This window comes from Pedobacter suwonensis, from assembly GCF_044762335.1.
Classification (GTDB): Bacteria; Bacteroidota; Bacteroidia; order Sphingobacteriales; family Sphingobacteriaceae; genus Pedobacter.
This window is the reverse complement of record NZ_JBIWEB010000013.1, coordinates 135794-157211: the sequence shown is the minus strand read 5'-3', so window position 1 is coordinate 157211 and position 21418 is coordinate 135794. Positions and strand designations below refer to the sequence as shown.

General features: G+C 43.4%; 12 protein-coding genes. 11 read left to right on the top strand and 1 reads right to left on the bottom strand.

The genetic code is table 11. The features are described from left to right. Nucleotides 1-39 precede the first annotated feature (39 nt). The 11 genes from ACIQXP_RS18690 to ACIQXP_RS18640 all read left to right on the top strand — a co-directional run bounded on the left by ACIQXP_RS18690 (nucleotide 40) and on the right by ACIQXP_RS18640 (nucleotide 20293). The gene (locus tag ACIQXP_RS18690; protein WP_387506696.1) at nucleotides 40-3318 is read left to right on the top strand and encodes a SusC/RagA family TonB-linked outer membrane protein; all 3279 of its coding nucleotides are present in this window, start codon (nucleotides 40-42) and stop codon (nucleotides 3316-3318) included. 18 nt (nucleotides 3319-3336) lie between these two features. After that, on the top strand, nucleotides 3337-5136 hold the full coding sequence (locus tag ACIQXP_RS18685; protein ID WP_131538305.1) for a RagB/SusD family nutrient uptake outer membrane protein: 1800 nt from the start codon (nucleotides 3337-3339) through the stop codon (nucleotides 5134-5136). 33 nt (nucleotides 5137-5169) lie between these two features. Continuing rightward, nucleotides 5170-8028: a SusC/RagA family TonB-linked outer membrane protein gene (locus ACIQXP_RS18680; RefSeq protein ID WP_131538306.1), complete on the top strand. Its 2859-nt coding sequence runs from the start codon at nucleotides 5170-5172 to the stop codon at nucleotides 8026-8028. Between the two features lie 13 nt (nucleotides 8029-8041). Further along, a complete protein-coding gene (locus ACIQXP_RS18675) occupies nucleotides 8042-9748 on the top strand; it encodes a RagB/SusD family nutrient uptake outer membrane protein (RefSeq protein WP_246029427.1) in 1707 nt (568 codons plus the stop codon). Between the two features lie 11 nt (nucleotides 9749-9759). Next, nucleotides 9760-10320, top strand: coding sequence for a DUF1735 domain-containing protein (locus ACIQXP_RS18670; protein ID WP_131538307.1), 561 nt, complete (start codon nucleotides 9760-9762; stop codon nucleotides 10318-10320). 51 nt (nucleotides 10321-10371) lie between these two features. Beyond that, complete coding sequence (locus ACIQXP_RS18665; protein WP_131538308.1) at nucleotides 10372-11907, top strand: FG-GAP repeat domain-containing protein; 1536 nt, start codon at nucleotides 10372-10374, stop codon at nucleotides 11905-11907. Between the two features lie 202 nt (nucleotides 11908-12109). Next, entirely contained in the window at nucleotides 12110-12817 is a 708-nt protein-coding gene (locus ACIQXP_RS18660) for a ThuA domain-containing protein (protein WP_131538309.1), read from the top strand. A gap of 24 nt (nucleotides 12818-12841) precedes the next feature. Further along, nucleotides 12842-16261 (top strand): ThuA domain-containing protein, encoded by a 3420-nt coding sequence (locus tag ACIQXP_RS18655; RefSeq protein ID WP_131538310.1) that lies wholly within the window; start codon nucleotides 12842-12844, stop codon nucleotides 16259-16261. Between the two features lie 151 nt (nucleotides 16262-16412). Then, entirely contained in the window at nucleotides 16413-18101 is a 1689-nt protein-coding gene (locus ACIQXP_RS18650; RefSeq protein WP_165585832.1) for a DUF5060 domain-containing protein, read from the top strand. A 2-nt stretch (nucleotides 18102-18103) separates the two neighbouring features. Further along, a complete protein-coding gene (locus tag ACIQXP_RS18645) occupies nucleotides 18104-19135 on the top strand; it encodes a glycoside hydrolase family 26 protein (RefSeq protein WP_211660314.1) in 1032 nt (343 codons plus the stop codon). A gap of 9 nt (nucleotides 19136-19144) precedes the next feature. Beyond that, nucleotides 19145-20293 carry an esterase gene (locus tag ACIQXP_RS18640; RefSeq protein WP_131538312.1) on the top strand — a complete coding sequence of 383 codons (1149 nt, stop codon included), beginning with the start codon at nucleotides 19145-19147 and terminating at the stop codon, nucleotides 20291-20293. 1 nt (nucleotide 20294) lies between these two features. On the opposite strand, the gene ACIQXP_RS18635 is transcribed toward ACIQXP_RS18640, so the two are convergent. Next, nucleotides 20295-21170 carry an AraC family transcriptional regulator gene (locus tag ACIQXP_RS18635; RefSeq protein WP_131538313.1) on the bottom strand — a complete coding sequence of 292 codons (876 nt, stop codon included), beginning with the start codon at nucleotides 21168-21170 and terminating at the stop codon, nucleotides 20295-20297. Between the last annotated feature and the right edge of the window lie 248 nt (nucleotides 21171-21418).

Genomic DNA, 21418 nt, shown 5'->3' with positions numbered 1-21418 from the left:
AATTTGCACCCTGCAAATCAACTAACCAAAATAATCTTTATGAAAAGTTTTTTACACACAACAGCGGTGTGCCTAATCTTTTTACTAGCCTTTACTTACCAACTCTTTGCCCAGCAAAGAAACATAAAAGGCGTAGTCAACGACGATAGTGGACAACCCCTGCCTGGCGTTTCGGTGATGATAAAAGGTACCCAGCAAGGCACCTCGACTAACGGGGAAGGGCAATATTCCCTAAATGTATCTTCATCTTCTGCTATTCTGATTTTTAGGGCAGTGGGTTACGCAACACGTGAACTAGAAGCCAGCAGTTCAACAATCAATGTATCACTAAAATCAACCACAGGCGATTTGGATGAAGTTGTGGTAAAAGGATTTGGAGCCCAGCAGAAAAAAATTACCGTAACGGGTTCGGTCTCTACCATTGGCGGAAAAGAACTGGTATCTACCTCTGTATCCAATATATCCAATATGCTTATCGGTAATGCTCCAGGAGTTTCAGGTTTGCAACAAAGTGGAGAGCCTGGTCGAAATAATGCAGCCATTAACATCCGCGGAGTATCCACTTATGCTGGGTCAACAGATCCGCTTATCGTTATCGACGGAGTGCCAGAACCGCCTGAGCAGACCTACTCGAGGTTAAACTCAATGGATGCCAATGAAATTGAAAGTATTAATATTCTCAAAGATGCATCTTCCACTGCAGTTTATGGCGTAAGGGGTGCAAACGGTGTTATTATCGTGACCACAAAAAGAGGTAAACTTGGTAAGCCTGTTTTAAGCGCATCAACAAATTTCGGATTCACCACAGCAGCCAACTTGCCGAAGAATGTAAGCTCCTATGATTTCGCTTTAATGCGCAATGAGGCGATTCGCACCGAGCAGAGCACTTATGGCGTGTCTGCTTACAATGATTACCTTTTCGATAGCAACGATTTATGGAAGTTTGCCAACAACCGCGACTATACCCCGGCTGAAGTCGCGAATTATCCAGGGCTCACCAGTGCCCAGAGGGATGCGCTAAACGCCAGTCCTGCGCTGTATTATTCCAGCCGCGATCTCTTTAAAGATCAGTTTGGTGGTAAGGGTCCACAGCAGCAGTTTAACTTAAACATTGCGGGGGGTACTGAAAAAGTAAAGTATTATACCTCATTAGGCTATTTTTCCCAAGGCTCCATCCTTCAGAATACAGATTACTATGGCGCAAATACAAAATCAACCTACGACCGGTACAACTTTTTATCCAACTTTGACATCAACGCTGTAAAAAACCTGGCCATCTCGGTTAATCTATCCGGACAGTTCGGCACCATCGTTGGACCTGGTATCGATGGCGGAACTTCGCTCACTGACCGCTACAAAATTATTATGCAATACCTTTATGATACCAATGCCATGATGGCGCCAGGTATTATAGACAATAAACTCATCAACAGTATTGCAGGTAACCCAGGTACCGCATCGAATCCACTGGGACGTAAAATTGGAAGTTTACTGGGTAACCAGAATTCCATCAGAAATTTACTTGCCAGCGGAACAGAAACCACATACGATTCAAGATTAACCGGACGCATCGGGGCCAAATATACTATGGACTATTTAACTAAGGGTCTATCCCTTAGAGCTAATGTGAATTATGAAAACAATTATTCAAAAGCAACGACTTACCGGGTAACTCTTCCGGAGTTTTCTGTCCGCCGAAATCCAATTGATCCAAATATACTTGATTTTTTTGGTGGGGAGCGTACCTCTTCAGGTACGTTTAATCCTAATCCCAATCATAATAGTGTGAACCGTACTTTTTACGTGGACGCAGGTATTGACTATGCACGTACCTTTGGTAACCATAGCGTTACCGCCCTTGTGCTTGCAAATGCACAAAAATATTATCTGCCTATAGATAACTTCAACACGCCGTCAGGAAATATGGGACTTGTAGGTAATGTGGCCTATAACTACAAAGAGCGTTACCTGGCAGAAATCAGCGTTGGGTACAATGGTACTGAACAGTTCGCTGAAGATAAAAGGTTTGGCCTTTTTCCTGCATATTCAGTGGGATGGGTCGCTTCAAATGAATCCTTCTTTCCTAAGAATGACTGGATAACTTTCTTAAAATTCCGGGGCTCATATGGACTGAGCGGGTATGATAAAATTGGTGGCGACCGCTATGTATATCTTCCCAGTACTTTTGTGATCAATCAGCCAGGGTATTATTTTGGCAATAGTGACGGGTCAACCCCAAATACGCTAACTACTGGAACAAATGAAAGTAAACTTGGTAACCCGGCGGTAACCTGGGAAGAGGAAACCAAAAGAAACATAGGCCTGGAGGCAAAATTTTTCAAAAATAAACTCTCGTTAATCATTGAAGGGTTTAAAAATGACAGGACCAATATTTTCACCCAGCCTGGTACCATCCCGGCAAGTTATGGAGTGGCAGCAGCGAACGTACCCAGAGCAAACCTGGGCATCATGAACAACAAAGGTTATGAAGTAAGCTTAGGCTGGTCAGAAACCAGGGGACAGGTTGGTTATAACATCAACGCTTACCTGAGTTATGCAAAAAATAAAATTGTTTACAATGCCGAGGCCCTCAACCCATACCCTTGGATGAATACCTCCGGTTATAGTTTTGGTCAGTACAAAGGCTTTGTTTCGGATGGTTTTTATAATACCCAGGCAGAACTTAACAACCGTCCTGTATTAACCTATAATGGCAATCAGGCTGCCCTTGGAGATATCCGCTATAAAGACATTAATGGTGATGGTCTAATAGATGCATCAGATAGGGTGCCTATAGGATACACCAACCGGGCATTATATGATTTTAGCCTGAAGACCGGCATCAATTATAAGGGCTTTGATTTAAACGTACTTTTCATTGGCAAAAGCAAAGGTTCATTTAACATCAATAATGGCATGAATCACCCATTTGTAAAAAATGCAGGAAACGCATTCCAATGGCAGTTTGACGGTCGATGGACACCAGAGAAGGTAGCCAATGGGGAGAAGATAACTTTTCCAAGAGCTACCATCGCAGGTTCAGCCAGTGAGGCAAATAATTATCAGAATTCTGATTTCTGGTTAGTCTCTACAGCTTTCAAGAAGTTAAAAAATATAGAACTCGGTTATACTTTCAATACTTACGGATTCATGAAAAAAGCGCGCATCAGTTCCCTTAGGATTTATGCAAATGGCAATAACCTTTTCACTTGGGACAATGATTTTGATGAGATTGACCCTGAGCAAACCGATAGCGGAACTTCTTACCTTTTCCCGCTAACCAGGGCTTTCGTTTTCGGCGCCAATATTCGTTTTTAAACCTGATTATCAAAAAATATGAAAAAGATAATTTACTTCATCTCCGCAATAATAGGCGCAACTGGCCTTTATTCTTGCCAGAAAGAATTTTTAGAAAAACCTGAAACTACAGGGAACACGACTATAGAGACGGTTTTCGCCTCCTCTGTTGAGTCTACCAAGGCGCTCGCCAATGCCTACAGGACTTCTCTTTGTCAGGGTCTTTTTGATAATGGTGGCACCAATATCGGAAACGGCACACTGTCTGGCATTTCTGGCGAAGCGATGCCTGGAGAAAGCTGGGCAGATATTTATGCTGCTTATAGTTTAGCAGGACTTACCTCAGAACGCAGTACCGATAACTTTGCGAATAACTTTGTAGCCATCAGGCGTAACTATATCATTTCTGAAAACATTGATAAAGTGCCCGATATGGATGGCGCCACAAAAGCTTACGTAAAAGCCGAAATGGCTGGCTTAACCGCCTACCGTTATATGGGCATGTTCATCCGTTATGGCGGTGTGCCGATTGTGAATAAAACTTTTATCTCTTCAGATGATTTAGCTGTTCCCCGCGCTACCCTGCAGGCAACCCTTGATAACATTATTCAGCTAAGCGATGCCGCTTATGCCGGGCTTCCAGATAGCTGGCCGGATAAGTCTGTGGGCAGGTTGACTAAAGGCGCCGCACTGGCGATAAAAGCCAGAGCATTGCAATATGCTGCAAGACCCTTATTTAATTCGGCAACACCTTATTTAAGTTTAGGTGCAAACAACAATATGATATGTTTTGGTAATGTAAGCCAGCAAAGGTGGACGGATGCAGTGACCGCCAACGAAGCGGTCATTGCCTGGGGAAAAAGCCATGCTACCGACATCATCAATAGCGGAGGCGGTGCAAATACCCCTAATCCTAACGCACTTGATGACTACGGGACTGCAACCTCAACACCCAATAATAAAGAAGTATTACTGGCCTATAAAGTGGATAATAATGCCAATAACGTTAAAATGTTCAAATTCTATATTCCTGTCCGAGGATCTTCAGGAAGAGGGGGCAATGACATTAACAACGAAAGATACCTCACTGATAATGCAGGGATGATCACAAATTTTCTTCGCATTTATTATAAAGCAGATGGTACTGATCAGGACTGGCCAAAGGTAGGAGATCCGGCAAGACCATATACTGACTATAATACGCGCATGCAGCAGATGGAGCCAAGATTTAAGGCAGACAACTATGCGCATGGAATTGATGCATGGAATAACCCTGGGAACTCAGTCTGGTCATATGATAACATCAATTCAGGTGTGAATATCTCAGGATCTGGAAAAGGCGATGCACAAAGCACTAAATTTTATTACAAGGCCGGCACCCGTTCCTGGTTTGAATGGCCACTGTTCCGTATGTCTGAATTCTACCTGAATTTAGCTGAAGCCTATAACGAACTGGGCAATACGGCCAAAGCGCTTCAAAACTTAAATATTGTGCACAATAGAGCAGGTCTTCCAAGTATTACCGAAAGCGAGCAGTCAAGGCTTCGCCTGTTAATACAGCGGGAATGGAGCATCGAGTTTTATAAAGAAAACCGCAGGTATTTCGATGTTAAACATTGGAAACGTTCTGATATCGCCAGCGGTGTGATCGGCGGGCAGTATGAGGAGTTCAGGTTTACTTTCGCACCTGGCAAAAGCAATCCTGCCATAACCTCTGATATATCATCCTACACCAATAACAATACTTTGAGTCCGTACTGGAATGCAAAGATGTATTTAGAACCCATTCCACTTTCGGAGATTAATAAACGCATACTGGTGCAAAACCCAGGTTATTAAACGCTGAAAACAAACTAAGTAATTACAGGAAATATGACTAACCAATATATAAAAAGCACTGTTCTTTCCGCCTGTCTGCTTTTGGGCCTGGCGATGAATGTTGCCGCACAAAATAAGAGCCTAAGTGATAGCGCGGCAAGGGATACCGCGCGTATAGAGCCGGGGAGACTGCTTAATATCAAAAAAATTAACTCGACAGCTGCCATCTCCTCCGTGAGCGGTGAGGCTTTGTATCAAACGCCGACCATGAATTTAACCAATACTTTATACGGCAGATTGAATGGCCTGAGTGTCAACCTTGGCTCAGGTGAGCCAGGTTATGATAATGCAGCGCTTGGGATCAGAGGCGTGGGATCGCTATCCTCGACCTCTGCTGGTGGCTATAATACCTACAAAGTATTTGTTGACGGCTTTGAAACCAATCTCAATTACCTCGCTTACCTCTCCGCTGCAGAGATTGAAAGCATCTCTATTTTAAAAGATGCTGCAGCGCTCGCCACCTTCGGGATGCGCGGGGCCAATGGGGTGATTTATGTAACCACAAAGAGAGGAAAAATTGGTAAGCCGACCATTTCTTTTCAGGTAAGGACCGGCATTCAGAAAGCTATCAATATCAATAAACCCCTTGATGCTTTCGGCTATGCTAGCATGTATAATCAGGCCATCAGTAATGACAGGGGCAGGGTCTGGTCCCCTCTTTATTCGCCTGCACAGTTGCAGGGCTACAGAAACGGCACTGGAACCAATGTTGATTGGTTTGCTGAGGTGTTAAAAAACCATGCGCCATATACTGATGGTGACCTGAGTTTTACCGGCGGGGATGATAATGCCAGGTACAATATTGTGCTGGATTACGCCAGGCAACAAGCTTTATATAATGTCAAGCAAACCGATGCCACTTCGAATTCGATGGTGAAACGTTACAACCTTAGGTCAAACCTGGACTTTAAAATGTTTGACATATTTGAAGCGAAGGTAGACATTGGCGCTAGGATTGAAGACCGTAAAGCGCCAAACTATAGCGGAGCCAACCTTTGGCAAAACCTTTCGCGGTATCCATCCAATATTTATCAGGTAAGGGATGCCGCTACCGGAAACTACTCTGGTACTTCGCTTTTTCCCGATAACCCCGTAGCATCTATCAATTCGCTGGGCTGGTTTTCTTCCCACAGGCGCATCCTTCAGGGAAATTTTACACTCAAAGAGCGTCTGGATGAGCTCACACCAGGCTTATATTTAAGCCAGGCATATTCCTTCAATAGCTATTCGCAAAGTAATTACTCTAAAACGGCAGATTATCCCCGCTTCTTTAATGGTCAGCCCGGCGGCCCGACAAATGTACTCACTCCGCTCCGGGCAACGGGCATGATTCCCGGAGGACAGGAAGACTGGAAACAGCTAATGGGTACAATCGGTTATGAGAGAAGTTTTGGAAAACACCAGATTTTATCTGCACTAAATTACCATCAGTCTGATTTTAAAACCGATGGCGGCGCCAATGCTTATATTTACCGTTACCAAAATATAAGTGGACGGGCTAACTATAGCTATGATAACCGTTATGTTGCTGAACTTGGTTTTTCTTATTTCGGCGCTGATGGTTATGCGCCTGGTAACCGGTGGGGATTTTATCCCGCGATTTCTGCCAGCTGGATAGTTTCCAATGAGGCATTCTTAAAAGATAGCAAATCCATCACGCTGTTGAAATTACGCGCATCTGCCGGAAAGACCGGAAGCATGGATTCAGAAACCCAGAATAGCGGACGCTTTCTCTATCAGCAGTACTATAATAACAGTGGAACTTTTTACACCGGAAACTCCAGCATCACGGGTAACTCAGGCCTGAATCAGAACATTTTAGCCAATCCCGATATTTTTGCTGAACAAAGCCTAAAATACAACATTGGGGCAGAAGTGAATTTCTTTAAAAAACTAAGCCTGTCTGCAGATGTATTTTTAGATAAGCGTAGTGGAATCCTTACCCGGGACAATACCATTACCGGAATTTATGGCACTATAAATAGCTTTGCCAATCTTGGAAAAGTAACCAATAAAGGCTTTGAACTTTCCGCCAATTTCTCAGATAAAAAAGGAGATTTTGGTTATGGCATTTGGGGACAGGTGGCTTACAATAAAAACAAAATCGACTATTTTGCTGAAATTCCCCAGCCATATGAATACAACCAGCAAACCGGGCGATCAATAGCCCAGAATTATGGCCTTGTTTCAAAGGGATTTTATCAACTCGAAGATTTCAATGCCAATGGTACTTTAAAAGGTGGCGCGCTCCCTGCCTTTGGGCTTGTTCAGCCTGGAGACTTAAAATACCAGGATTTAAACGGAGATAATATTATTGATGAAAAGGACATTACCTCAGTGGGCAAATCCCTATTTCCGGAAATGACCTATTCTTTTGGTGCAAACTTTAGCTATAAAGGTTTTGACTTAAGTGCACTATTCCAAGGTATTGGCGGTTCATCAGTGAACATTTTAAGTGCTGCCCCTAATCAGATTCAAGCCTTCGTTGGCAATGGAAATGTATTTCCTGTTGCACAAAATGCATGGGCTTATTACCCGGACCAGGGCATTGATACCAGGGCTAGCGCGAATTATCCACGCTTAACCACCGCTGCGAACAATAATAATTACCGCTCGAGTGACTTTTGGGTGAAAAGCAGGGATTTCCTTCGCCTGCGTAACGTAGAATTAGGATATACTTTTAGTCCGGCTTTTGTTAAAAAGCTTTCGCTTTCTAACCTTCGCTTTTATGTAAATGCTGTCAATCCATTAACCTGGAGCAGGCTGGAAAAAGACTACGGATTAGACCCAGAAACGCTAAGCGCTTATCCAGGCATTAAATCATTCAATACCGGACTGTCGGTTACTTTTTAATTCTAAAAATAAAATGATGAAAATCAGAGCACCATATTTGACCCTCTTTTTCGCTGGCCTGCTGCTAATCAGTGCCTGTAAAAAAGATTTTTTGGATACCAGGATGGATACACTTCCAACGCCTGAAACCATTCAGACCACCAGAAGCTCACTGACCGGCTTTGCGAATGCATTTTATGCACCGATTAGTTTTGCTATAGGATTTACTACTTTAGACAATAGCTTTTTTGAAGCTGCCAGCGATGATGCCCAGCAAACCCTAACCTTCGCGCAAGGGGTAATTCCTTTTAATCAGGCGACTTTGAGTGAGGCTAATCCTTCGACAGAGGCTAACAAGTATTATGCCTGCTATGAAGGCATCCGCGCGGCGAATTTCTTTTTGGATTATTCTAAAAACTGGAAAGCAATGATCAGCCAGAATCGCGATACCCTGACGGACGTGACGAATTATAACCGCGATAAACTATTCATCAGTGCTTACCGTGGTGAGGCGCATGTGGCAAGGGCCTATTATTATTCTGAACTTATTAAACGCTATGGCGGGGTACCTATTGTTACCAAAACGCTGCAGCAGGCTGGTGGAGACTTAGCAGTGGCAAAGTCCAGTTATGATCAGGTGGTTGATTATATTGTTTCGGAAATCGACACCTACAAAGACTCTTTGGTTGTGAGCTGGAAAACTAACGGTTTTTCAGACCAGGACGGACGTTTCTCTAAAGGCTCAGCGCTGGCGATAAAAGCACGTGTACTTCTATACGCGGCAAGTCCTTTACATAACCCATCGAATGATCCCGCCAAATGGGCCAGGGCAGCGGCCGCCGCTAGGGAAATTATCAGTACCCCTGCATTTGGTTACGCGCTTCATACCGGTGGTTATGGGAATTATTTTCAGGGAAATAATTCACTTAACAGCGCCGAAACTATTCTTGCTATTCGCAGGCCTGCATCTAATGATTTGGAGCGAGCCAATTATCCCATTACAACTACTGGTGGCGCAAGTGGGGTGACCCCATCGCATAATCTTGTGGCCGAGTATGAACTCAAAGGCAGCGCCGATGCTGCCAACATTTATGCGAACCGCGACCCAAGACTTTCAGAAACGGTGGTATTAAACGGCAGTAGTTGGAACGGTCGTACCATTGATCAGTCCCCGGGTGCTGGTGATGATATGGCTAAAACCAATACTTCTCGCACAGGCTATTATTTAAAAAAATTCCTGGCGCCAAATCTGGATTTAGTAAACAATGCCACCGCCCAACATCAGTGGGTAGCCATTCGTTACGCTGAGGTGTTGCTTAATTACGCCGAGGCGATGAATGAGGCTTACGGTCCGGATGGCACAGCACCTGATGCGCCATCAGCGATGACCTCCAGAACAGCACTCAATATGGTGCGTTCAAGGGTAGGAGTGGCGATGCCAGCAGTTTCGACAGGCGGAAAAGATGCTTTCCGCGCAGCAATCAAACATGAACGCAGAATTGAGCTGGCCTTTGAAGATCACCGCTACTGGGATCTGCTTCGATGGAACGATGCCGCCACATTATTAAATCAGCCTATCAAGGGGGTTAATGTAAGTAAAAATGCAAATGGCAGCTTCAATTATACCATTGTTGATGTTGCTACACGGACCTTCAGGGCTCCGGCGATGTATTACTTGCCATTTCCAAGAGCGGAAGTTGTGCGCTCAAACGGATCAATTACCCAAAACCCAGGTTATTAACTCTAAAAGCAATGAAAAAAATATTTTATAATTCCGCCATTGTGCTTGCGCTGTGCGCCGTGGCGCTTTTGATATCCTGCGAAAAAAACGATCAGGACTTAGATTATGGTGATGCTAAAATTTATATCCCCCAGGGTTTAAGTTCAAACCTTAATTACCTGGTGCCAAAGGGCCTGGATTCTGCTTCTAGGAACTACACTTTGGATACAAAGACTAACCAGCTCAAGGTGATACTCGGTGTGGCTAGAAGTGGAAAGACCACTGATGAGGGCTACTCGGTAAATATCAGCACCAGGGCAGATACCATCAACACTTTGATAGCATCAAACCTGCTAACTAATACAGTACTCCTCCCGGACGGACTCTACAGGCTTCCTGGAAGTATTTCCGTGCCTGAGGGGCAGAGCGCAGGCACCTTTTTGCTGAGTATTGATGCCGCGCAGCTTAAATCGGGCTATACCGGAAAAAAAGTAGCGCTTGCGGTAGCGATTTCCTCGCCAAGTAAATTTTCATTAAGTGCAGTGAACAACAAGGTTATCGTAATTATCGACGTGAATGCGTTGAAACTTTGATAAAAGACTCGCTTACATCCCTAAAAATTGAGTAAAAACAAAATAAATATAATGATTATCACCATTGCGCTTTTTAGCGCGATGGTTTTTTATATCCTTGGTAAATCAAACCTTAAAACTCCGAAACAAAACTTAAATTTTAGTACAGCAGATGAGCAGCGTGGTGAGTTGCTGGCTAAAAGATACTGCAGCTCCTGCCATCAATTTCCCGAGCCTGCCCTGCTGCCGAAAAACAGCTGGCGAGCTGCGGTACTTCCCGCAATGGGCATGTTTTTAGGAGTGGAAACCCCAAGCGTTTCGCTAAAGGCAGAGGGAGGGAATCTCATTCCCTCCACACCGCTATTATCCATAAAGGAGTGGCAGGCTATCAAAGGGTATTATATTGATTCCGCCCCGGAAAGATTTGCTGAAGAGGAAAGAGAGGAAATTACGTTTGGCCTTCCATCTTTTGAAGTACTCTTGCCAAAGCAAGATATTTTCTATAGTAATCTTGCTTTAGCAACTTACGTGAAAATTAGTCCGGAATCCAACCATTGTCTGCTTATCCAAAACGGCATATCAAACCAGTTGTACCAAATCAATGCCCGGCTAGATACTTTGAAATCTTCAAAGCTGCCAGGAACCTTAGTGGATATGGATTTATCTGCCAGGCCTAATCTTGCCACTTTCATTGGGGAAAATTATATGGCTAGCCAAAGCAGTGGCGGGCGCGTTTACGAGCTCAGCCCTGCTGCACTTCATCAGCTTTCAGGCAGGAAACCGATATTTTCTTCACTTTCAAGGCCAGTTAAAAGTCTCAAAGCGGACTTAAATGGCGACGGGTTAAAAGATATTTTAATAGGTGAGTTTGGAAGACTCACTGGTCAGCTCTCATGGGCGCAGGCGAGTAAGAATGGTACTTACAAAAAGCACATTTTGAGGCCGATGCCTGGCATAATAGATTTTATGATAACCGACGTGAATGGTGATAATAAAGCGGACATTTATGCTTTATTTGCGCAAGGCGATGAAGGGATTTTTCTGTTTAGAAATCTTGGCAACGGTAAATTCGATACTGAAAAAGTATTAAGCTTCCCCCCGGTTTATGGATCGAGCAGTTTTGAACTCGTTGATTTTAACCAGGACGGCTTTAAAGACCTTTTGTATACCTGCGGGGATAACGCAGACCTCTCTCCGGTACTAAAACCCTACCATGGCATTTATATTTTTTTCGGTGATGAAAAAGGGAAGTTTAGAAAATCATTTTTTTATCCAATGAACGGCTGCTATAAAGCTATTGCCCACGATTTCGATTTAGACGGGGACTTGGATATAGCTTCTATCAGCGCATTTCCTGCCGCATCGAGCCCTTGGGAAGCGTTCATCTATCTCCAAAATCAAGGCAATCTATCCTTTAAGGGATTTACTTTAGCTAAAAACGTCCCTTTTCAAAAAGGACTAACGATGGATAGTGGAGATTTTAACGGGGATGGTAAAATAGACCTTTTAATTGGGAACAAATATTACAGCTCGGATAAAACTGCTGAAAGTCAGCCCTTATTTATGCTACTAAGAAATACTTCATCGGTAACTAAAAAGACCAAATGAAAACCAACCAGAATTTTTTAAAGTCAGCCAGTTTATCTATAAACCTCAGCGCAGTGGAGACTTGTGCACATGCGCTGGGTAATACTTTCAAATGGCTTATAAAGCGCATTTAAGCTGAAGACCGGCACATTACAATCCATGAAGATGAGGCCAGGATTTTATCGGAAAACATTTTTTATACTAAACAACTTTAAATACAGATATGAAAAATATATTTACTTTACTCCTTTGCATTAGCCTGAGTTTATTAGCCAGCGCCCAGAAAAGAGTATTGATCTTTTCAAAAACAGCGCGTTACCACCATGAATCAATTGATGCAGGTATCAAAGCGATAAAAAAACTTGGCCTGTTAAACCATTTTTCTGTAGATCAGACTACAGATTCCTGCGCACTAAACGAGAAAAATCTAAAGCAATACGCTGCTATAATCTTTTTAAGCCCCTCTGGAAATATTATCGACAGCGCAGGAAAAGCAGCAATCCAGAAATTTATTCGTTCGGGCAAAGGATTAGTCGGTATTCACGCGGCTTCCACGATAGAGAAAAACTGGAGTTGGTATGGAAAGCTTGTTGGCGGGGTATTCACCGGTCACCCCGAGCCTCAAACTGCAACCCTTCACCTAGAGGATAGCAACCATCCCGCTACTAAATTTTTTCCGCCTTCCTTCTCCAGAAGAGATGAGTGGTATAACTTTCGGGACTTGCAACGGGGGCTGCACGTATTGCTCAGCGTAGATGAAAAAAGCTATAAGGGAGGCGAAAATGGCCCCCATCATCCTATCGCCTGGTACCATGACTTTGAAGGGGGAAGGAGTTTTTATACTGCGCTTGGCCATTTCCCGGAACATTATAAAGACCCTTTATTTTTAAAACACCTGCTCGCTGGTATACAGTATGCCTTGCGGGATTAATCCAGTTGGTACGATAAAACTTCAATGATGAACAATTCACTACAAATAAAATATTTTACGCTTCTAATAAGCCTGCTCCTTTTTTTTGTTGAGGCCTTTCAGGCGCCAAAGTCAAAACCAGCCTTGCTTATTTTTTCTAAAACTGCTGGCTGGCACCACAGCTCGATTGCTTCAGCAATCGCTGCAATAAAAAAGATAGCGAACCAAAAAGGATATAGCGTAGATACTACGACGAACGCAGCTTATTTTAATGAGCAAAAGCTCTCTGCTTACAACGCTGTAATTTTTAACTCTACAACTGGCAATGTGCTTAACTCAGAACAGCAAACGGCCTTCGAACGCTACATTCAGGCCGGCGGAGGCTATGTAGGCATCCACTCCGCGGCTGATACCGAATACGATTGGAGCTGGTATGGACAACTCATCGGCGCTTACTTTGATTCCCATCCGCATAATCCAAATGTGCGTGAAGCTTCAATCCGGGTCAGCGATAAAAGCCATCCGGCAAGCAGCAACTTGCCGGAAAGCTGGACAAGAAGCGATGAGTGGTATAACTACAGGTCTTTCTATCCCGGCATCAAGGTCCTGGCGAGCCTGGATGAGGATAGTTACGATGGAGGAACAAATGGCACCGGACACCCTATCATCTGGTATCATGAATATGATGGCGGACGTGCTTTTTACACCGGTTTGGGGCATACCGAAGAAAGTTATTCAGAACCTTTATTTTTAGCTCAGCTTGCCGGCGGCATTGAGTATGCGCTTGGAAATGGGGCAAAGTTAGACTATGCTAAAGCCTATGCCAAACCAATCCCGGAGCAAAACCGCTTTACCAAGACTATCCTGTCTACCAACCTAAATTCCCCGATGGAACTCGCTGTGAGCGAAGATGGCCGGATATTCTACACTGAACTTTTTGGTAACCTGTATCTCTATGATACCAGAAAACATAAAAACACCCTGGTTGAAAAATTAGCGACCACCAATATCGGGGGTACCGGGCTCATTGGCATAACGCTCGATCCTGACTTTGATAAAAATAACTTTATCTATCTTTATTATGCGCCAGCAGGTCAGAGCCAGGAACCACTTTATTTTAACCTATCCAGGTTTAGCTTATCAAAAATGAGTGTCTTGGACTTATCGAGTGAAAAAATACTACTGCGTGTTCCGGTTGAAAAAAACAGCGGCTCCCACCATGGCGGCTCGCTCGCCTTCGATAAGGAGGGAAATTTATACCTTTCAACGGGTGATAGCAGCAGCCCTTTTTCTTCCGAAGGTTACGCTCCGCTGGATGAGCGCCCGGGTGAAGTTAATTTTAGCGGCGATGCTCAACGCAGCGCCGGGAATACCAATGATTTCAAGGGAAAAATTTTGCGCATACATCCCGAGGCTGATGGAACCTATAGCATTCCACAAGGTAATTTATTCAAGCCAGGGACACCAAAAACAAAGCCTGAAATTTACGTGATGGGAACCAGGAACCCCTACCGGATTGCTCTGAATCCAAAATCCTCGACCCTTTATTGGGGCGACATTGGCCCGGATGCGGGGCAGGAAAGCGAGCGGGGTCCAATGGGCTTTGATGAGGTGAACCAGGCTAAGTCCGCGGGCAACTACGGATGGCCCTATTTTGCTGGCGATAATCAGGCCTATGCGCATTGGGACTTTGCAAAAAAGACCGCCGGAGGCAAATTTTATCCTGAAAAACCAGTGAACCATTCGCCAAACAATACCGGGTTAAGCCAGCTGCCGCCGGCCAGGCCTGCGATGATCTGGTATCCTTACCTTGCTTCCAAGGAATTTCCTGAACTTGGGCTTGGAGGCAGATGCATCATAGGCGGAACTTTCTATAGCTATAAGCAAACTGGCGCTGTAAACCGCTTTCCGGAGTATTATGATGGCAAATTTTTTATTGCCGACTGGATGCGGAACTGGGTATTCGCCTTGAGTTTTGATGAAAAAGAAAACTATGTGCGAAATGAGCCTTTCATGGCGGCCAATGGAAATTTCAAAAGGCCCATTGATATGGCTTTTTCCAGCGATGGTATACTCTACATGCTCGAATATGGCTCTGTATATGGAGCGGCCAATGCGGATGCTTCCCTTGTGAAAATTGAATATAACACCGGAAACCGAGCACCTGTTGCCAAAGCAGAAATTATAAATGAAAAAGAACACCAGCGGTTGGACAAAACAGTATTTTTAACTTCAGAGCGAAAAAATTTCCCTTCCCATCGGAGCATTGCAGGTAAAGCGCCACTACTGGTAAACTTTCGTGGGCAAAAAAGCTATGATTTAGATGACGATGAGCAGCTCAGCTACCAGTGGCAATTCGAGGGCAAGGTTTTTGCGTCCAATAAAATTAACCCTGTATATACCTATAAAAAGCCGGGAACTTATAAGTCGATTTTAACGGTACGTGATAAAAGCGGCGCCAGCGCAAAAGACACTTTAATCATAAAAGTCGGTAATACCCCGCCAGTGGTCTCTATTTCTAGCGCTGAGAATAAATCATTTTTCTGGACTGATAAACCCTTTACTTATGCGGTCCAGGCCAGTGATAAGGAAGATCTAAAAATTGTACCTAAGCGCTTGAAGGCTTTTTACACATACCTTTCGGCTGGTCAAAAAAATCAATCACAGCAGGCCAGTTATTCAGGTAAAGCGCTAATGGCGGCCAGCGACTGTAAATCCTGCCATCTGGCGAATGCTAAGGCCATAGGACCAAGTTACTTTGATATCGCAGCGCGCTACAGTTCCCAAAACGGCACAATAGAAAAACTTGCGGAAAAAATTATCAAAGGGGGTGGGGGAAGCTGGGGGCAAACAAGCGTGATGAGCGCCCATCCGCAACTTTCCACCAGCGATGCAAAAGAAATCGTAAACTATATTTTCTCCATGCCGCTGGAGAAAACCGCCCAGCGCATCGCGCTTGCCAAAACCGGCACACTGAAGTTAAATTCAATTAAAGATGAGCCTGAAGGTGGATACCTGTTTCAAGTAAGCTATACCGATGGCGGAAGAAAGCCTATTGGGCCGCTTTCCAGTACCGAAGAATTTTTCTTAAGAAGCCCGGTTATTAACCCCGCGCTGGCGGACGCCCACAAGGGTTTTGAGCGCTTCCGAAATAGCCTATCTGAAGGAGATAATAAGGCTTATATTTTATTAAAACAGACGGACCTAAATGGCATTAAAAATTTCACATTTAACTATGCCTCCACCATGGATGGAGAAATCGAGGTTAGGCGGGATTCGCGTGCAGGACCCTTAATCTCAAAAATTAGCTACAATTCAACCGGCTCGTTTGATAAATATGCCGATATCCTCAGTCCAGTCAACTCTCCCATCAAAGGCAGGCATGATTTGTATTTTATTATGCGGCGCAGACAAAGTCCGTATAAAGGCATTATAAAGCTTGGCAGGATAACTTTTGGAAGATAATCCTTTTTGTTGTATCATTTATGTGAAGAAAATTTGAGTACAGGATTTTGTTAAAATACTATTAACGCTTAATACATCCACTCTTGTAGATTTGAATCTAACACTAATGCTAACCAAATCCAATTTCCGGGGAAATTCCCGAATGAAACCTATGAAAAAAAATATCTCTTTTTGTTTTGCCTTTGTTATTTTGATGAGTTTCTCTGTGCAGGCGCAAAATCCTATTATAAAAACAACCCAGATTAATCCGGTTGTGAAAACCTATCAAAAAGCAGAATGGACCATCGAATTGCAGGCAGATTTTGATAATCCATATTTTCAGGAAGATTTAGCCCTTGACATGCAGCTTACTTCTCCTACTGGTAAAAAAATTAACCTGCCATGTTACTATGAATCCGGGCAAACTGGAAAGCGCTCGCTTTGGAAGGCGCGCTTCAGTGCCCAGGAAAGTGGAAGCTATAAGTACAGGTTCGCACTGCGGAAAAACAGCAAAGAGGTTGCTTTAAGCAAACCCTCTTCATTTAAAGTGTCAGCATCTAGGCTTAAAGGCATTTTGCATAAGGGCAATGACTGGACATTCAGGTTCGATAATGGAGATGCTTTCAGGGGCATCGGAGAAAATATTTGCTGGGAATCAAGAGATGATGATGATTCAAAATATTTTAAAGCCCTTCATGAAAATCCGAAGTATAACTATGAGTACATGCTCCCTTCGCTGGCTAAACATGGCGGAAATTATTTTCGAACCTGGATTTGTTCGTGGAATTTGCCATTAGACTGGAAAAGTGGAATAAATAACAGGCGATACAGCAATTCCCCGGCCTACTTTAATCCAAGCGCAATAGAAAAAATGGACCGAATGGTTAATTTATCTGATTCACTGGGCCTGTACATTATGCTCACTTTAGGTCCGGGATCTCATGATGGTAAAAACGGGCGTTATGGGGTTTCTTCTGCCAATTTTTTTATAGACGCGAAGGCTAAGGAGGAATACCGAAACCGCCTGAGGTTCATTATTGCGCGCTGGGGTTACAGCAGCGCGATAGGAGCATGGGAGTTTTTTAACGAAATAGACAATGTTCAGTTCAGGGATAAAAACAATCCAATCCCAGCTGAACATATCGTGCAATGGCACCAGGAAATGGCGGACTACGTCAAAAAAATAGACCCCTTTAAACACCTGGTGACCACAAGCATTTCTCACCGGGATTTAAAGGGACTTAATTCTATTGATGCCATAGATTTTAACCAAAAACACATCTACAAAAATAACCGCGCCCTGCCTACCACCATTGTAAGCTATACCAAAACCTATGGTAAACCATATGTGATTGGCGAATATGGCTATGAGTATGACTGGTCTAAAAACTTCGATGATTTCGCTGAGGGCATGGATTCAGATTTTAAACGTGGATTGTGGTATGGCCTTTTCTCGCCGACCCCCATCTTGCCGCTTTCCTGGTGGTGGGAGTATTTTGATAACCGTGGCACAGATAAATATATTGCCAATGTTCGCCGCATCCAGGACGAAATGATGCAGTCTGGAAAAGGCAGTTTTGATAGCCTGAGGGTCAAGAGTTCTAACACGGCTATTGAAGTATTTAGCGTAAAATGCGGGGCTGATATTTTTATCTACCTGTATAACCCTAAAGCTGAAATCCAGAAAACTGATATTAGCTTACCTGTTACCTTGTCAAATTACAAGCTTACTAGATATAACTGTGAAACGCAGCGTTTTGATGCAGATCTGAAATTTGCGGCAAAAGGTGATAGCCTGGACATCAATAGCTTAGCGCTTGCCCCTAATACAGATTTTGTTTACATTTTAAAGAAACCTTAAAGATGAAAAATAGCCGATACGGTTTAATTTTAATAATGCTTTTTAGCTTTAGCCATTCCGCTTTCGCGCAAAATCTTGCTCCGCAGCAAGGGAAGAAAGACGTAAAAACGACTAAAGTTCCCACCCGGTTTAAATCACTGAATTACCTTTACTCGGTATTGGGAAGATATACCATTTCTGGTATACATAATCGGGAGCCAAATGCAGAACCAAAAAAATGGACGCAGGAAGTATTCAACACGACCGGGAAATATCCTGGGCTTTGGAGCGGGGATTTTCTATTCCAGTCTGAAAATATTCAAAACAGACAAACGATGATAAATGAAGCTGCGGAGCAGTGGAGGAAAGGAAGTCTTATCAATATCATGTGGCACGCATGTAATCCTGCGCTGGAGCAGCCATGCGGCTGGGATAAGCAAGGGGTCTTGAGTAAATTAAGTGATCAGCAGTGGAAGGAGCTTTTGACCGATGGAACTTTGATAAATACCAGGTGGAAGTCAATGATGGATGAGATCGCTTTATATTTAAGCCAACTCAAAGAAAAAAATGTGGAAGTGCTGTTCAGACCTTTGCATGAAATGAACCAGGGCGTTTTCTGGTGGGGCGGCAGGCCTGGTGCGGCGGGTACCAGAAAACTCTATCAGCTGACCCACGATTACTTAAGCAAAACCAAAAAGCTAGATAACCTGATTTGGGTATGGGACATACAGGATTTTAAAACCCTGGAAAAAGATGCAGTGGATTATAATCCCGGTGATGGTTACTGGGACGTTGCTGCGCTGGATATTTATGATGATAAAACAGGATTCAGCCAGCAAAAATATGATATCATGGTAAAAGCTGGTGGCAAAAAGCCTATAGCCATTGGTGAATGTCAGGTGCTTCCTACTGCCCAGATAATGGCAAAACAGCCAAAATGGACTTTTTTTATGGGGTGGTCAGAATTAGTATTCTCTCATAATACCCCTGCTCAATTAAACGCTTTAATGAAAGCTGAAAACATCATCTCTTTGGATGAGATGCATGGCTGGTAAAATATACATATGATGAAAAAAATTCTCTTTCTTCTTTTAAGCCTGGTTTCTTGCTCAATCCTGGCGCAAAAACCTACTAATACTTACAGCGTTCAGGGATGGTGGGGTCCGGCATCTCCGCCATATTCTCCGGTAGTGGAAAATGATAAAAGCATTGTTTTCAGGTTTAAAGCGAAATCTGCCAAATCGGTTAAACTGCTTTTTGGTGAATGGGACATTAAGCCTATAGAGATGCAAAAAGACACTGCAGGAAATTGGGAAATTAAGATTGGCCCGCAAAAGCCCGGGATTTATTCCTATGTGTTTTCTGTAGATGGAATTCAGACGCTCGATCCTAAAAACCCAGTTGTAAAATCCGGTACTGAGCTTTACGGGAGTATCGTGGAAGTGCCTGGTGATAGGGCAAGGTTTGATGAGCATCAAAACGTCCCACATGGAATTTTGCAATCCATTAAATATCAGTCTTCGGCTTTAGGTAAACCTAGAGGGATGTGCATTTTTCTGCCTGCAGAATACCAGACTAGTCCAAAGCAAATTTTCCCTGTTTTATACCTGCGCCACGGTGGGGGAGACAATGAAAACAGCTGGACGCAGAGCGCGGGGAAAGCGGATGTAATTTTAGAAAACCTTATCGCTGAAAATAAAGCAAAACCGATGCTTATTGTGATGACCAACGGACTCACAGACGGCAGCTGGGCAGGAGGGAGCAGCAAAGAAGGAGTCGAGCAGTTGGAACAGGAACTTTTAAAGGACGTCATTCCATATGTAGAAAAAAATTACCGTGTCATAGCGGATAGAAAATCCAGAGCCATCGCAGGGCTTTCTATGGGCGGCGGGCAGGCTTACTTGATTGGGCTCAAAAACCCTGATAAATTCAGCTACATTGGCGAATTTAGTGCCGGTTTGTTAAGTGATGCTAAATTTGATATCAATGAACGGGTACCTGGAGCTTTTGCTAATCCAGCTAAACTGAACAAAGAAATTAGCCTGCTTTACCTCGCCTGCGGAAAAGAGGACCCAAGATACCAGGGACACCTGGCGTTAGATTATGATCTAAAAACGAAGGGAATCAACCATGAATTTCACGATAGTTCAGGCGGACATGAATGGAGATTCTGGCGCGAGCAGCTACATAGTTTCATGCAAAAAATCTTTTAACTTAAATAAATACGCGCTTGCCTACATAGTTTTCTCGGAACTCTTTTGGCGTGCAGCCTTTTTTATTTTTGAAGGTCCGGTTAAAGTTGGCCATATTATTAAAGCCGCAAATAAAGGCAATTTCAGCAACAGACTGGGTCGTGTCAATAAGCATTCTGCTGACATGCCCCAGTCTGATTTCGTTCAGCGAATCAATAAAATTATAACCGGTGCGTTTTTTAATAAACCGGCTGAAGGATGCTTCTGGCATGTTGGCTATCTTTGCTACTTCAGACAGGGTGATAAGCCTGTTGAAGTTATTATTCATATACTCAAATACCTTTTCAATCCGTCTGCTATTATAATTATAATCTTCCTTAGTAAAACTGGAATCCGAAAGCAGTTTGGTATCCCTGGATATCGAGAGATCATGCAATATCGATAGTAGCTCTAATATCGAATCAAAGCCACTTTTCTTACTCAAAGCCAAAAGACGCGGAGAAATGCGTTCAATGGTTTCCTTAGAAAAAAGCACTCCACGCTTACTTTGCTCAAACATATTACGAATGAAAGACAGCTGATTGCGCTTTAAAAACTTTTCATCCAATAAGTCCTTATGGAACTGAATAGTGACCTCTCTAATGTCCTCACTTACGCAATTATGAGTAAACCAGCCGTGCGATAAATTGGAGCCTACCAGCACGAGTTCCTGCTGCTCTATTTCTGCTATGTGATCACCCACAATCCGTTTCGCCCCGGCCGCATTGAGCACTAAGTTGAGCTCCATGTCCTCATGGTTGTGCAGCGGGAAATCAAATTCTTGCTTAGTTCTGGAAAAAATGGTAAAACAGTCGTTCGGCGTCAAAGGGGTGATTTCCCTGATTACATTTTTAGACATATCATATTTGGTTATAGAGGACAATATAGTTAAAAAAACACTACATGTTTAGCTCTCACGCTTAGCTGATATTTTCATTAAAATTCGGAGAAAAGCTTAAACGAGGGCTATAGAGGCATACAGCTATACTTTTCTAGGAAAATCCTGCAACTTGATTTACTTAAAGTGGTAAAATAATATCAAAAAATGCTCAAATAGTACAAGCGCTGTAGCCATAATGCGTTAGTACCAGTTTATGTTAAAAAAAT